The organism is Caballeronia sp. LZ016, from assembly GCF_031450805.1.
Lineage (GTDB): Bacteria > Pseudomonadota > Gammaproteobacteria > Burkholderiales > Burkholderiaceae > Caballeronia.
Genome location: NZ_JARTVY010000001.1, coordinates 1,777,089 through 1,790,392, shown reverse-complemented (window position 1 = coordinate 1,790,392; position 13,304 = coordinate 1,777,089). Strand labels below are relative to the sequence as shown.

The 13,304-nt window shown below is 62.4% G+C and carries 14 protein-coding genes and 2 tRNA genes; 6 read left to right on the top strand and 10 right to left on the bottom strand.

The features are described 5' to 3' along the window. Positions 1 to 9: 9 nt before the first annotated feature. From P9220_RS08515 to P9220_RS08495, 5 genes are all read right to left on the bottom strand, one after another. Positions 10 to 468: a response regulator gene (locus P9220_RS08515; RefSeq protein WP_309764448.1), complete on the bottom strand. Its 459-nt coding sequence runs from the start codon at positions 466 to 468 to the stop codon at positions 10 to 12. 449 nt (positions 469 to 917) lie between these two features. Continuing rightward, the gene (locus tag P9220_RS08510; RefSeq protein ID WP_309764447.1) at positions 918 to 1,232 is read right to left on the bottom strand and encodes a hypothetical protein; all 315 of its coding nucleotides are present in this window, start codon (positions 1,230 to 1,232) and stop codon (positions 918 to 920) included. After that, on the bottom strand, positions 1,232 to 2,029 hold the full coding sequence (locus P9220_RS08505) for a hypothetical protein (RefSeq protein WP_309764446.1): 798 nt from the start codon (positions 2,027 to 2,029) through the stop codon (positions 1,232 to 1,234). Before P9220_RS08505 ends, P9220_RS08510 begins: the two co-directional genes overlap by 1 nt. Before the next feature lie 375 nt (positions 2,030 to 2,404). After that, positions 2,405 to 2,481: transfer RNA gene (locus P9220_RS08500), tRNA-Arg, on the bottom strand. Positions 2,482 to 2,543: 62 nt separating this feature from the next. Then, positions 2,544 to 3,374 carry an undecaprenyl-diphosphate phosphatase gene (locus P9220_RS08495; protein ID WP_309764445.1) on the bottom strand — a complete coding sequence of 277 codons (831 nt, stop codon included), beginning with the start codon at positions 3,372 to 3,374 and terminating at the stop codon, positions 2,544 to 2,546. A 540-nt stretch (positions 3,375 to 3,914) separates the two neighbouring features. Here P9220_RS08495 and P9220_RS08490 point away from each other — a divergent pair. The 3 genes from P9220_RS08490 to P9220_RS08480 all read left to right on the top strand — a co-directional run bounded on the left by P9220_RS08490 (position 3,915) and on the right by P9220_RS08480 (position 5,992). Continuing rightward, positions 3,915 to 4,826, top strand: a complete 912-nt coding sequence (locus tag P9220_RS08490; RefSeq protein ID WP_309764444.1) for an aldose epimerase — start codon at positions 3,915 to 3,917, stop codon at positions 4,824 to 4,826. A 111-nt stretch (positions 4,827 to 4,937) separates the two neighbouring features. Further along, the gene (locus P9220_RS08485) at positions 4,938 to 5,633 is read left to right on the top strand and encodes a peptidoglycan DD-metalloendopeptidase family protein (protein ID WP_309764443.1); all 696 of its coding nucleotides are present in this window, start codon (positions 4,938 to 4,940) and stop codon (positions 5,631 to 5,633) included. A gap of 62 nt (positions 5,634 to 5,695) precedes the next feature. Next, positions 5,696 to 5,992 carry a hypothetical protein gene (locus tag P9220_RS08480; protein WP_404980435.1) on the top strand — a complete coding sequence of 99 codons (297 nt, stop codon included), beginning with the start codon at positions 5,696 to 5,698 and terminating at the stop codon, positions 5,990 to 5,992. Positions 5,993 to 6,003: 11 nt separating this feature from the next. On the opposite strand, the gene P9220_RS08475 is transcribed toward P9220_RS08480, so the two are convergent. From P9220_RS08475 to P9220_RS08465, 3 genes are all read right to left on the bottom strand, one after another. After that, entirely contained in the window at positions 6,004 to 6,147 is a 144-nt protein-coding gene (locus P9220_RS08475) for a hypothetical protein (RefSeq protein ID WP_309764441.1), read from the bottom strand. Positions 6,148 to 6,273: 126 nt separating this feature from the next. Beyond that, complete coding sequence (locus P9220_RS08470) at positions 6,274 to 6,447, bottom strand: hypothetical protein (protein ID WP_309764440.1); 174 nt, start codon at positions 6,445 to 6,447, stop codon at positions 6,274 to 6,276. 72 nt (positions 6,448 to 6,519) lie between these two features. Next, a tRNA-Pro gene (locus P9220_RS08465) sits at positions 6,520 to 6,596 on the bottom strand. Positions 6,597 to 6,702: 106 nt separating this feature from the next. On the opposite strand from P9220_RS08465, the gene P9220_RS08460 reads away from it, so the two are divergent. Continuing rightward, on the top strand, positions 6,703 to 7,161 hold the full coding sequence (locus P9220_RS08460) for a histidine phosphatase family protein (RefSeq protein WP_309764439.1): 459 nt from the start codon (positions 6,703 to 6,705) through the stop codon (positions 7,159 to 7,161). Positions 7,162 to 7,291: 130 nt separating this feature from the next. Then, positions 7,292 to 8,083, top strand: a complete 792-nt coding sequence (locus P9220_RS08455; RefSeq protein WP_309764438.1) for a GNAT family N-acyltransferase — start codon at positions 7,292 to 7,294, stop codon at positions 8,081 to 8,083. Positions 8,084 to 8,137: 54 nt separating this feature from the next. Here P9220_RS08455 and ppx read toward each other — a convergent pair whose 3' ends face one another. Next, positions 8,138 to 9,649, bottom strand: coding sequence for an exopolyphosphatase (gene ppx, locus P9220_RS08450; protein ID WP_309764437.1), 1,512 nt, complete (start codon positions 9,647 to 9,649; stop codon positions 8,138 to 8,140). Between the two features lie 231 nt (positions 9,650 to 9,880). Between ppx and ppk1 the strand changes: the two genes are divergently transcribed. Next, complete coding sequence (ppk1, locus tag P9220_RS08445) at positions 9,881 to 11,944, top strand: polyphosphate kinase 1 (protein WP_309764436.1); 2,064 nt, start codon at positions 9,881 to 9,883, stop codon at positions 11,942 to 11,944. Positions 11,945 to 11,975: 31 nt separating this feature from the next. Here the strand turns inward: ppk1 and phoR are convergent, their stop codons facing one another. Then, entirely contained in the window at positions 11,976 to 13,289 is a 1,314-nt protein-coding gene (phoR, locus tag P9220_RS08440; RefSeq protein ID WP_309764435.1) for a phosphate regulon sensor histidine kinase PhoR, read from the bottom strand. Between the last annotated feature and the right edge of the window lie 15 nt (positions 13,290 to 13,304).

Below are 13,304 nucleotides of genomic sequence, written 5' to 3'. Positions count from 1 at the left end.
CGCGTGCTTTCAGCGCACGAGATGGCTCGCGAAGAAGTCGTCGAGGATATCGGTCATCTGCCATACGGGACAAGGCCGTCGGCAATGGCCGTCGTAGCCCGCTTCCCGCAGATGCGCGAGCGGTTCTTCGGGCAGGAAGCCGCTCATCGCGATGATGAGGCGGTCGGCGTCGTCATCGTGGCTGTTGCGCAGATCGCGCACGAGCGCATAGTTGCCGCAGCCGCCGATGCGCGTATCGACGAACACCGCATGCGGACGCCATTCGCCGATGCTGCGCTTGAGCGATGACGCGTCCGCGGCGTATTGCGACGGAAAGCCCTTGAGGTCGAAGAGCGAGACGAGCGATTCGCCGAGCGCGCGTTCGGTGAGAGCGACGAGCACGCGACGCGAATCGGCAGCCATGCGCAGCCGCTTGCGATTCCATAGCGCGCTTTGGGACGAACTCGTTTCGTATGCCCGGTTGTTCAAGATCGCCCTCGTTCGACGGTGCGGACGGTGCATGGCGCTTCATCGCGATGCATGGGTGCACCGGGGTGGATCGGTATTGCGAGTTGCGGGGGTATTCGGGAAGGGTGTGGCAGGAAGCGGGCCAGTGCTCAATGCCGGTGTGATATGCACCGCTCATTGGAAATTCACGCCCGTTGCCTCGAATTCGGCAAGGATCTCTGCGTGAAACGATGCCCGAATAAACTTAATTAGCTTGAGCGGCTTGTCTTTGCCCCAAGGATATGAATCATCCAGAGTAGAACGCGCACGTCTGATTTCTCGCGGATTGAAATCGACGAGAACCGTCCACGGAATAAACTAGGTTTTCAATCAACAAGTCCGTCAGCAAGCGCGTCGTGGAAGAAGCCTTATCGGGCGATAACGTTTGCACAGATTCGATGCCACGAATCGGAATACCGGAACGCCAGCATTCATTTGCCTTTGTCGCGTGTGTCCAGTTCGTCCCAATCGACCGGGTTCGCCATATCGAACTGCAGGCGAGCACGCAATTCCGGATGCACGGATGCCTGGTTCAGCGCGGCCATACCACCGATCTGGCGAAGAACCTCGTCCGTTATAAGTGACTGACTATTGTTGTCGGCCCCTAAGGGAAGGTTCATCGTGAACCCGCGAGCAGCCTGGCGATCGATTGCAACTTGCACCTCGTCGCGATACACCGTGCAGAGCTGAAGCTGTTGCGTCTGCTCGTTGTAGAAAACGATAGTGGCAGTTCGACGTTGTGTCATTAGAAACCTCGGCAAGTCTGATAATTGTGGAAGGCAGTCTCCTTGCAGACTCCGTAGGCCCGGACATCTTGCGTCATCGCACGGACAAAATCACACTGCTTCATCTCGAACCGATACGCAGCGAAGCAGTCGGCTTCATCAGCGTCACTGATACTGCGGGCTGCGAGTTCAAAGGTATCGCCGCCCGCTATATCTGCCCGATACTCGAAAGCCTGCCCATCCGCGAGCGCCATCGCTTCGGGTATGTCCGATGTTGCATCGAGATTCTGCGGCACGCGTGGCGTCTTGCCGTACATCCGCTGTGCGCAAGACCGAGGATCGAGCCGTTCGGTTCGCTCGACGGGCGCGGGCCGCTCCCGCCGGCGTTTTCGCATCGCCTCGACGCAGGCGCGCAAGTCGTCACGCTTCGGCACGAACACCAATCGACCCTTCTTGATCTCGTCACAGACGGCCTGAATAATGTGCCGCTTATCGCTCCATACCCATTCCGGGAACGATTCATCGGAGCGCGCAAGTATCGAACGGAACGCATCGTCCTCGCACGTCAGCAAAAGCATGTCTATGCCTTCGAGAAATGCAACCCGAGCAATCTTCATCGCCTGAATGATGTCCTCGACCTCATCAGCCGTGATCTCCGTGAAATGCCGATCCGTGCCAAATGCATAATGACGCGCCGGATCGAACATGCCGGGATGCTGGACGCTCAGATAGAGTGACTGCTTCAGGCTCGGCCAGAACAGCGACAGATACGCCGGGTTGTCATGGTAGCCGCCATAGTAGGGACCAAGGTGAAACACTCGCCGCATCTCCATCGGTTGTTCTGTACTTGAACAACATAGTGATTCGAATAGCGACGCGGCGCCAGTGAGTTATTCCGAAAGTCGAATGCCCTTCACGACGAAGATTCGTGTACCGATTGCTCCCGGTCGGGTTACACAATGAACGCCCGCGCCCGTTTCAATCGGGGCTGTAAAAAGCCGGTCTGAATGGATGCGGAATCGGCTTTCCGGCGTCAACGAACGAGTAAGACCGAGGGAAGAACCGGCGGCAGTATCGCCCGTAAGAATCGCCATTTGAATAGAGAGCCGGCGGTTTGCAACAAACAGGACGATGGCATGAAGCCAAGAAGTGAAGAGAGCCACGGCGCAAGACACCGCAACGCTTGCTGATATTGGCCCGCCCTACACGATTCGAACGTGTGACCTACGGCTTAGAAGGCCGTTGCTCTATCCAACTGAGCTAAGGGCGGGTATGGCGCAGCAGAGAACCCGGGATTTTACCTCATCCGCCCTGCCGCGCGTCTAGCCGTCATCACACGGGCTGTCCGTGCGTCATGAACCAGCCGAGAAAGAACACGCCCGCGATCACGCAGTACACGCCGAACGAAGCCAGCTTGCCGTGGCCTTCGAAGTAGCGCATCAGGAACCGCACGCTCAGATACGCCGCGATGCCCGTCAGCACGCCGCCCAGCAGCGCATCGGCCAATTGGCCCGGCGCGTGAAAGAGCTTCGGCAGTTCGAGCACGCCCGCCGCGAAGATGATCGGCGTGCCCAGCAAAAACGAAAACTCCGCCGCTGCTTCCGCCGTGAGCCCCGCGCCGACGCCTGCGATCATCGTCAGGCCGCTGCGGGAAAAGCCCGGAATCAGCGCGCCGATCTGCGCCAGCCCCACGAGAAACGCCTGCCTGAACGTCAGCTTCTCCGGCGCACGCGACGCACGGTTGCGCTGCAAGCGATCGCCCAGCCACAACAACACGCCATTGACGATCAGCGCCGCCGCGACGATCCGCAAGTCGTGAAAAAACGCCTCGAGCCGTTTCTCCAGCACGAGGCCCACGATGCCCGTCGGAATCGTACCGATGATGAGCGCCCACATCATGTGGCCGTCCTCGTTCCGGCGACCGCCGAGCGACGCGAACCAGCCGCCGATCAGCGCAACCCAGCGCTTGCGGAAATACCAGAGCAGCGCGATAGCCGTGCCGAGATGCAGCGCGACGAGAAACGGCAGCAACTGCGGCGCATGTTTATCGATATGCATGCCGATGACGCCGGGCACGAGCAACGTATGGCCCAGACTGCTGACCGGAAAGAGTTCGGTCACGCCCTGAAGCACACTGAGAAAAACGAGAAACCAGAGAGTCACGCGACGGTCCTTGTCGTGAAGAGAAAAGAGGACGCGCCGCAGCCGCTTCGCAGCCGCTTGCCGATTCGAAAAGCGTGGCGGAAGAGGAAAGAGGAATGGTGCGGCGCGCAAGCCGGGACCGATTATGCCTAGGGGCTTAGGGAGCGCCAAGCGCTACGCGCACACAAGAAGACGCCGACAGCTAACCGTCGGCGAAAGAGAAAACATTCGCAAGCAAATACAAAGGAAACCGAAAGAACAGCGCCAAACCCTGCGTGATCCGTCAGCCCTTGAGCTTGTACAGAAAGATTGCCGTGCTCGCGCCGAAGAGGCCGAACATCGCGACACCCATCGCCATCGCCAGATCCATACCGACTCCTGTCCGTCTGATTCCCAACATTCGGAGGATATAACAACACATTGCAATTGCCTTCGACAGTCGCAATTTCCCGCAGAGGGTTTCTCCGCATGAAAAAGCGAGGCAGAATCGGCGAATCCCGTAACCAGTCGCCGGCTCCCCATTCAAGCCGCGCGCCGCCTCAGACGGAGTGCGTTGCCACCATGTCATCCGAGAAAGACATCATCGAAATAGAGCGCGACGGCGCCGTCATCCAGCTTGCGCCCAACGCGGGCGGCCGGCTCATGACTTGGCGCGTCGGCGGCGAGCCGGTCATCCACTGGCCCGATCCGCTCGATGACGCCGCCTGGTCGAACGCCGCGAAAATCCGCGGCGGCAATCCGCTGCTGTTCCCTTTCCTCGGCCGGCATTTCGTCGATGGCGAGATCGGCAAATGGCGCGATGCGGAGGGCATCGTGCATTCGCTGCCGACCCACGGCTTCGCGCGCAACCTGCCCTTCTCCGCCACGCGCGATGCCGACGGCCACGGGTTGCGCATGACCCTCGTCGATAGCGACGCCACCCGCGATGGCTACCCGTTCGCGTTTCGCTTCGAAGCGGCGTACCGCATCGTCGATGCGACGACGCTGGAAGTCGAGCTGACCACGTCGAATCCCGGCGAGGTCGCGTTGCCGTACTACACCGGGCATCACTTCTACTTTCATCTTCCGCACGGGCAGCGCGGCGAAAGCAGCGTCGAGCTGCCGCGCAGCGAACGGCGACGGCAGCAGCCGGACGGTTCGATCACCGACGCGCAGCCCGGCGCACCGCGTTACGCGCTCAGCGACGACAGCATCATCGATTGCTTCCACTGCCTGACGGGACCGTCCGACGAGCCGGTGCGCCTCGTGACGCCCGGCTTGAAACGCGTCGTCAGCTTCGAGCTGCATCAGCCGGACTCGGTGCCCTGGTACGCCGTCACGACGTGGACCGAATCGGGCGATTCGGACTTCTATTGCGTCGAACCGTGGATCGGCCTGCCCGACGCCATCCACAACGGGCGCGGCCTGCGCTGGCTCGCGCCGGGCAAGACGGAATCGGCGTTGCTGAGACTCGTGGTCACGCCGACGGAGTAAGACGCAAGCAAAGCAATGCCCCTTCTGTCGGACGGAACCCGAAACGGTAGAATCCTGCGTTTCGATCCGCCGGGCCAGCTGCTGTCCGGCGACGCTTTGCGAGGTCAGGTTTTGCGTAAGAGAAGTCGACTGTTCGTCTGCGCGTTGCTCACCGCTGTGCTCGCCGCCTGCGGGTCAGGGCCGGTCGCGCCGGGGTTTTATCGGGTGCAGCGGGGCGATACGCTGTACAAGATCGCGCGTGAGAATCGCACGTCGGTCAAGAACATCGCGCGCTGGAACACGCTCGCGAACCCGGATGCGATCGAGGTCGGGCAAGTGCTGCGCGTCGAGCCGCCCGCGGGCAGCGCGGCGTCCGCGGGCAGCCCGGGCGGCTCCGGCGGTCGCAGCACCGCGAAGAGCGACGCCTCCGCCGACGCGCGCGCATCCAGCGCGCCGGCGCCCGCCATGTCGTTGTCCTGGCCCGCGCAGGGCACGGTGATTCGCGGCTTCGACGGCAAGAACTCGAAGGGCATCGACATCGCGAATGCGGCCGGCACGCCGGTCGTCGCGGCGGCCGCGGGCAACGTCGTCTATGCGGGCAACGGCTTGCGCGGCTATGGAAACATGTTGATCGTGAAGCATAACGACGACTATCTGACCGCCTACGCCCACAACAGGACGCTGCTGGTCAAGGAAGGTCAGACCGTGCAGCAGGGGCAACAGATCGCCGAAATGGGCGACACGGACAGCGATCGCACGATGCTGCATTTCGAAGTGCGCTACATGGGCCGCTCGACGGACCCGTCGCGCTACCTGCCGCCGCGCTGAAAAGCGTGACGGCGTTGCGAGGAAGATGGATGAGATCGACGAAGAAGACGAATGCAGCCGCGATGTCCGCGGTGTTTGCCGCTGCGGCTTCGGTCGCCACGCTGGGCGGCTGCGCCCACAACGCGACCATGACTTACCTGCCCTCGGGCGATACCGGCTTCGCGATCAACTGCAGCGGCAGCGACGCCAGCACGAGCTGGGCGGCGTGCTACAAGCAGGCGGGCGAAGTATGCGGCGCGTACGGCTATGACGTCGTCTCGAAGGACGCCGATAACGGCGCGACAGCGGGCGGATCGGTCGCGGGCATCTTCGGCGCGAACATCAAGAATCGTTCGATGGTGATTCGCTGCAAGCAGTGATGCGCGCGGTCTCACGCGTCCGATGGCCCGCCGTCGCGGCGCTCGCGTGCCCGCGTTCGCCAGTGCCCCGACAACGGATCGATACGCGCGGCGAACGCCACGAGCGAAGCGATCGCGACAGGTGCGACGGCAGCGAAAACCCACAGCAGATTCATGGCGGAACCCATTTGCAACAAGGTGTCCGATCTTAACCGCGCGGAAAAAATTTCGCTTGAGCGGCAGCTAGAGGCTTTCGTCAAGTAGCGATGACCGATTCGGTCATCGAGCCGAAACGGTCTTTGTTATTCCGGCTGCGACGGCGCGATCAGCATCGACGGCGGACGCATATCGGTCGGCACGCCCTGATAGTCGGGCGGGTCCTGCGGCGGATGCTTGCGGTGAGCGGAGGAATCGGCGCATGCGGACAACGCGAGCGCAACGAGAACGAAGGCGGCGGAAAGAACGTGGCGCGGCATGAGGCCTCTTGGCGAGTGTCGAAAAGACGAAGGGGTTACAAGCCGTGACTTGTAACCCCTTCGTTTGTTTCGTGGTCGGAGCGAAAGGATTCGAACCTTCGACCCTCTGATCCCAAATCAGATGCGCTACCAGGCTGCGCTACGCTCCGACAAGCCGCGTATTGTAGCGTCGATGATCGACAACCGCAATGCAGCCCTGGCACGTATCGTTCTACGCAAGGTCGAAGGCACACGACCCCCTCACGGAGACGATCGATGAACCTCATTCTCTGGCGTCACGCCGAAGCCGAAGATCAGGCATCGAGCGACCTCGCGCGCCAACTGACGCCGCGCGGCCGCAAGCAGGCGCAGGGCATCGCGAAGTGGCTGAAGGCGCGTATCGACGATGACGCCCTCTTCCTCGCCAGCCCGGCGACGCGCACCATCCAGACCGTCGAGGCATTCGGCGACCGTTATCGCGTCGTCGATGACCTCGCGCCGGGCAAGACCGCCCAGCACGCGCTCGATGCCGCCGGCTGGCCGGAAGGGGCTGCCGGCACGGTCGTGATCGTCGGGCACCAGCCCACGCTCGGGCGCGTTGCCGCCTTGCTGATGACCGGGCAAGAAGCGGAGTGGTCGATCAAGAAAACCGGCATCTGGTGGTTCCAGGGGCGCACGCGCGGCGGCGACGGGCACATCGTCCTGCGTGCGGTGATGAATCCGGACATGCTGTAGCGAACGACGCGGCGGACCACGCGGCACGCGTGTGTCGTTTCATCGAAACGTCATTGCAAAGCCATGCGAGCGTCACCGGGCGTTACTACATTGGCGAGGAGTTCAAGCCACGTCCTGCCGAGGAACGCCCATGCAAGATCTGCCGACGCCCGTCCGTTCGCGCCGCCATCTTCCGCGCATCGCCGAAACCGTCACTAGCCAGCATCGCCTGCAAGTCGCGTGGGCGCGTTCCGACGACGCGCTGCGTGAAGGCCAGCGCCTGCGCTATCGCGTGTTCTCGGAAGAAATGGGCGCGCGTCTGCCCGGCCGCAGCGGCCTCGATGTCGACGAATTCGACGCCTACTGCGATCACCTGCTCGTGCGCGATCTCGACACGCTCAAAGTAGTCGGCACGTATCGCGTGCTGCCGCCGCATCAGGCTGCGCGCATCGGACGGCTTTACGCGGAAAGCGAATTCGATGTCTCGCGCCTCGCGCATCTGCGCCCGAAGCTCGTCGAAGTGGGACGCTCCTGCGTGCACGCCGACTACCGCAGCGGCGCGGTCATCATGTCGCTATGGGGCGGACTCGCCGCCTACATGATGCAGAACGGCTACGAGACGATGCTCGGCTGCGCGAGCGTCGGCATGAATGACGGCGGTCATTACGCGGCGAATCTGTATCACTCGCTATCCGCCGGCGCGCTCACCGCGCCCGAATACCGCGCGTTCCCGCATACGCCCCTGCCGGTGGATGACTTGCGCACCGGCGCCGCCGTCAACGCGCCGCCGCTCGTCAAAGGCTATCTGCGTCTCGGCGCGAAGATCTGCGGCGCGCCCGCGTGGGACCCCGACTTCAACACGGCGGATTTTCTGACGCTGTTCCGCCTGTCGGAGATCAACGCGCGTTACGCGCGGCACTTCATCGGCGATGCCGCGCGCTGAAACCGAAACGGAAGCCGAAGCCGAAGCCGAAGCCGAAGCCGAATAGCAAGCCCTTCATTCGCCCGTATAGACCACGCGATACGGGCGGCCGATCTTCTCCCACTCCATCGCTTCCTGAACGAGGCTGTAATCGGTAAGCGGGTTATTGGTCACCCACTGGCTCGGCAGACGCACTTCGAAGCCGCCCGCCGCCGCCCTCACCTCGATGCCCGGCAGCCCCACGTCCGTCCGGCGCCGCGACAGCAAAGCCGCAAGGCGCAGGCAAAAGAGCAGCGTCCAGTCGACGTCCCTCGCCTGCGCGAGCTTGCCGAGCTTGCCCGCGTGGCCGAGCACGAGCGCCGCGAGCCGTGCCTGATCGGTGCGCGAGAAGCCGGGCATGTCCGCATTGCTCGCGATATACGCCGAGTGCTTGTGGTACGCGCTATGTGCGATCGACAAGCCGATCTCGTGCAGCGACGCCGCCCACGCGAGGAACATGCGATTCTCCTGCCGACGCTCCGCATCCGGTTCGCCGAGCTGATCGTAGAAGCTGATCGCGAGATCGCCGATGCGCCCGGCCTGCGCGGCATCGACGCCATACCGGCGCTTGAAGCCTTCGACCGTCACCGTGCGCATGTCCTGGTGCTGCGAGCGGCCGAGCAGGTCGTACAGCACGCCGAGACGCAACGCGCCGTCGGTGGTATCGACATACTCGATGCCCAGTTCCTCGAACACCCCGAGCATGATCGACAGCCCGCCCGCCAGCACCGGAATGCGGTCGGGCTTCAGCGCGACGAGCTTCAGGCGGTTCACGTTCTCCGCCTTGATCAGCGCGCGCTTCAGGCGCTCGAGGCCGCCGCGTGAAATGCCGTGCGTGTATTGCGTGTCGTTGAAGCCGTTCGCTTCGACCAGTTCCGCGAGCGCGCGCGCCGTGCCGGATGAACCGATCGCCTGATCCCAGCCGGTCTGCTTGTACTCGCGCGAGATGATCTGGATTTCGCGCTTGGCGGCGAGCTCGGCCTGTCGCATCGTGAATTCGTCGACATTGCCGGCCGGGAAGAACTGGCGGCTATGACTCACACAGCCGATATAGAGGCTTTCCATGTGAATCGGCGTGTAGTGCGAGCCGATGATGAATTCCGTCGATCCCCCGCCGATATCCACGACGAGCCGCTTGCCCGTGCTCGCCGGCACCGAATGCGCCGCGCCGGCATAAATGAGGCGCGCCTCCTCGCGGCCCGCGATCACTTCGATCGGAAAACCCAGCGCGTTCTCCGCTTCGACGAGAAAGTCGTGCGCGTTCTTCGCGACGCGCAGCGTGTTCGTGGCGACCGCGCGCACCTGATCCGGATGAAAGTCGCGCAGACGTTCGCCGAAGCGCTTGAGCGCGTCCCAGCCGCGCAATTGCGACGCGCGGTCGAGCATCTTGTCGCGCGACAGCCCCGCCGCGAGCCGCACCGGTTCGCGCAAGGCGTCGACCTGATAGATCTGGCTGCCCGCAGGCGTTTCCTCGACGCGTCCGACGATCAGCCGGAAACTGTTCGATCCGAGGTCGACGGCGGCGAGGAGATGAGGATGAGTGACCATCGGAGATCCAGGAATCGTGAAGTGAGGAACGCAGCCGCACTGCTGCAGCGCACGAATTCTATTCCATGCCGCGCGAGGCGACGGATCCGGGAACGCGCGCCTGTGCTAGCGACGCTATTCGCAATGTGAGTAGAATTTGTGACAATCGTTCTGTCACAAAAAAGCCATCTTACTGTGAGATTATCTGAGCGTTCTTGTGCCCATCCGATCAAGACCCTTTCCTCACAGCCGATGCCGATACACTATCCGCTCTTTAACCGTGAACTCGGCATTCTAGGTTTCAACGAGCGGGTACTCGCGCAAGCGGCCGATACTTCGGTGCCCTTGCTGGAACGCCTGCGCTTTCTTTGCATCACCAGCAGCAATCTCGACGAGTTCTTCGAAGTCCGCATGGCCGGGCTCCAGGAACAGATGCGCGACAACCCCGGCTCGCTCTCGCCGGACGGCATGTCGCTGCAACACGTCTACGATCTCGTGTCCGAACGCGCACAACGCCTCGTGCATCAACAATACGCGATGCTGCACGACATCGTGCTGCCCGCGCTGGAAATGGAAGGCATCTATTTTCATGGCGTCGAAAGCTGGACCGAGCAGCAGACCGCGTGGGCGCGCGAATATTTCCTGAACGAACTGCTGCCGGTGCTGACGCCGATCGGCCTCGATCCCGCGCATCCGTTTCCGCGCGTGCTGAACAAGAGCCTCAACTTCGTCGTCGAACTGGAAGGCACGGACGCGTTCGGCCGCCAGGCGATGATGGGCATCGTGCAGGCGCCGCGCGCGCTGCCGCGCCTCGTGCGGATGCCGGAAGCGCTGTCGGGTTATCCGCATGGCTTCGTGCTGCTGAGCTCGTTCATGCAGCGCTTCGTGAGCGAACTGTTTCCGCATCTCCTCGTGCGCAACTGCAATCAGTTTCGCATCACGCGCAACAGCGAGCTTTTTGTCGATGAAGACGAAATCACGAATCTGCGCGTCGCGCTCCAGGGCGAATTGCCGGCGCGGCATCTCGGCAATGCGGTGCGGCTCGAAGTATCGGCGGAAACGCCACCGCATCTGATCCGCCGCCTGCTCGATGAAAGCCAGCTGAACGCGCGGGATTGTTATCGCGTGAACGGTCCGGTCAATCTCGTGCGGCTCATGCAGCTGCCCGAAATGGTGGACCGCCCGGACCTGAAGTTCGTGCCGCACATTCCGTCGGTGCCGAAGACGATCGCCAATGCGACGCATCTCTTCGATGTCATCGATCAGGGCGATATCCTGCTGCATCATCCGTACGAAAGTTTTCAGCCGGTGCTGGAGCTGCTGCTGCAGGCCGCGAAAGATCCGCAAGTGGTCGCGATCAAGCAGACCATCTACCGCACGGGGACCGATTCCCCGCTGATGGACGCGCTCATGCAGGCCGCGCGCAACGGCAAGGAAGTGACCGTGGTCGTCGAACTGCTCGCGCGCTTCGACGAAGAGACGAACATCAACTGGGCGTCGCAACTGGAAGCAGTCGGCGCGCATGTGGTGTATGGCGTCGTGGGTCACAAGTGTCACGCCAAGATGATGCTGATCGTGCGGCGCGTATCGAAGAACGGCAAGACCGTGCTCAAGCGTTACGCGCATCTCGGCACGGGCAACTATCATCCACGCACGGCGCGTCTCTATACCGACTTCGGCCTGATGACCGCCGATCAGCAGTTGTGCGAGGACGTGCATCACGTCTTTCAGCAGCTGACGGGCATCGGCGGCGAGATCACGCTGAATCAGCTCTGGCAGTCGCCGTTCACGCTGCATGCGAAGCTCATCGACGCGATCCGCGCCGAAGCCGAGCATGCGCGTGCCGGCCGCCGCGCGCGCATCGTCGCGAAGATGAATGCGCTGCTCGAACCGACCGTGATCGCCGCGCTTTACGAGGCATCGCATGCGGGCGTGAAGATCGATCTGATCGTGCGCGGCGTGTGTTCGCTCAAGCCGGGCGTCGAAGATCTTTCGGAGAACATCACGGTCAGATCCATCGTCGGGCGCTTTCTCGAGCATCATCGCATCTTCTATTTCTATGCGAACGGCAAGGAAGACGTGTATCTGTCGAGCGCCGACTGGATGGACCGCAACTTCTTTCGTCGCGTCGAAGTCGCGTTTCCGATTCGCGACAGGCGTCTCAAGCGCCGCGTGATCGCCGAGGGTTTGTCGGTGTGTCTCGGCGACAATCAGTCCGCATGGGTCATGCAAAGCGACGGGCACTATCGCAAGCGCCGCTCCGGCAAAGCCATTCGCAACGCGCAATTGGGCCTGCTCGCGAAGTTCTGCTCCTGAGCCTGATCCTGAGCCGAAGGGACGAAGCGGCTCACGCCGCCAGCGATTTCCTCAACGCGGTGCGCGATGCGGGAAAGCGCACGATGAACGTGCTGCCCCGCCCCACTTCACTCTTCACGTCGAGTTCGGCGTGATGCCGTTGCAGCACATGCTTGACGATGGCGAGGCCCAGTCCGGTGCCGCCGGTATCGCGAGAACGGCTGCGGTCGATGCGGTAAAAACGCTCCGTCAGACGCGGAATATGTTCCGCGGCGATACCCGGCCCGCTGTCGCGCACGATGAACACGGCGCGATCGTTCTCACGCTGCCAGGTCACATCGATTGCGCCGCCTTCGGGCGTATAACGCACGGCGTTCGTCACCAGATTGCCGAGCGCGCTGACCACTTCCGTCTCCGCGCCCGCCACCGTCACTGCATCGTCCACATGAAAGGCAATGCGATGATGCCCGCCCGACAGATTGTTCGCATCGTTCTCCAGATGACGGAGCACGGCGCGCATGTCGAGCAGGTCGTCGCTCGGGGGATGGATATCGCCTTCGAGATTCGCAAGCACGAGCAGGTCGCGCACGATGTTCTGCATGCGCGTCGCCTGGTTGTCCATCATGTCGAGATAGCGCCGGCGATCGGTTTCGTCGAGCGGCAGATCGCGCAGCGTTTCCAGAAAGCCCGCCAGCACCGTCAAAGGCGTCTTCAGTTCGTGCGATACGTTCGCGACGAAATCGCGGCGCATGGAATCGGTGCGCTCGAGTTCGGTGATGTCCTGCGTGAGAATGAGCTTGCGATGCTCGCCATAAGGAAACACCTGCACGGAGATGGTCCGCTGCCGGTTTTCGCCCATGCCGCGCATGATCAGCATCTGCTCGTAATGATGCGAATTCAGATAGCGGATGAAGTCCGGCTGACGCACGAGATGCGTGATGTGCTGACGCATGTCGCGCTTTGCATCGAGCCCGAAGTGCGTCTCGGCGATGGCGTTGCACCACTCGATCTGATCGTGGTCGTCGAGCATTGCAACGCCGTTGGGCGACGCCTGGATCGCCTGGATAAAGCGCGAATGCTGCTGCTCGACCTGCCGCACTTGTGCGTGCCAGCGCTTTGCGAGCTTGTGCAGGCGATAGTAGATTTCACCCCAGATGCCGAGCGCGCTGGGCACTTCGCCGTACACCGGCGCTTCGAGCAGGCGCCATAGACGCTGCGTGTGGAACGTGCTGAAGAGCGTCTGCACGACCAGCATGAACACCGCGAACCCGAGCGCCGCCGAGACGCCTGCGAATGCGCCGATGGCGGCGCTGATCGCGGCCAGCAGGGCGAGGGACACGATGGACCGCGTCCAGATGATGTTCATGTTGTCGTTCGATCA

Bases quoted from the DNA above. Each gene is read 5' to 3' on its own strand.
- phoR (WP_309764435.1), bottom strand. From the start codon at position 13,289: ATGAACATCATCTGGACGCGGTCCATCGTGTCCCTCGCCCTGCTGGCC.
- P9220_RS08510 (WP_309764447.1), bottom strand. From the start codon at position 1,232: ATGACACAACGTCGAACTGCCACTATCGTTTTCTACAACGAGCAGACG.
- P9220_RS08455 (WP_309764438.1), top strand. From the start codon at position 7,292: ATGCAAGATCTGCCGACGCCCGTCCGTTCGCGCCGCCATCTTCCGCGC.
- P9220_RS08490 (WP_309764444.1), top strand. From the start codon at position 3,915: ATGTCATCCGAGAAAGACATCATCGAAATAGAGCGCGACGGCGCCGTC.
- P9220_RS08475 (WP_309764441.1), bottom strand. From the start codon at position 6,147: ATGAATCTGCTGTGGGTTTTCGCTGCCGTCGCACCTGTCGCGATCGCT.
- P9220_RS08470 (WP_309764440.1), bottom strand. From the start codon at position 6,447: ATGCCGCGCCACGTTCTTTCCGCCGCCTTCGTTCTCGTTGCGCTCGCG.
- ppx (WP_309764437.1), bottom strand. From the start codon at position 9,649: ATGGTCACTCATCCTCATCTCCTCGCCGCCGTCGACCTCGGATCGAAC.
- P9220_RS08460 (WP_309764439.1), top strand. From the start codon at position 6,703: ATGAACCTCATTCTCTGGCGTCACGCCGAAGCCGAAGATCAGGCATCG.
- ppk1 (WP_309764436.1), top strand. From the start codon at position 9,881: ATGCCGATACACTATCCGCTCTTTAACCGTGAACTCGGCATTCTAGGT.
- P9220_RS08480 (WP_404980435.1), top strand. From the start codon at position 5,696: ATGTCCGCGGTGTTTGCCGCTGCGGCTTCGGTCGCCACGCTGGGCGGC.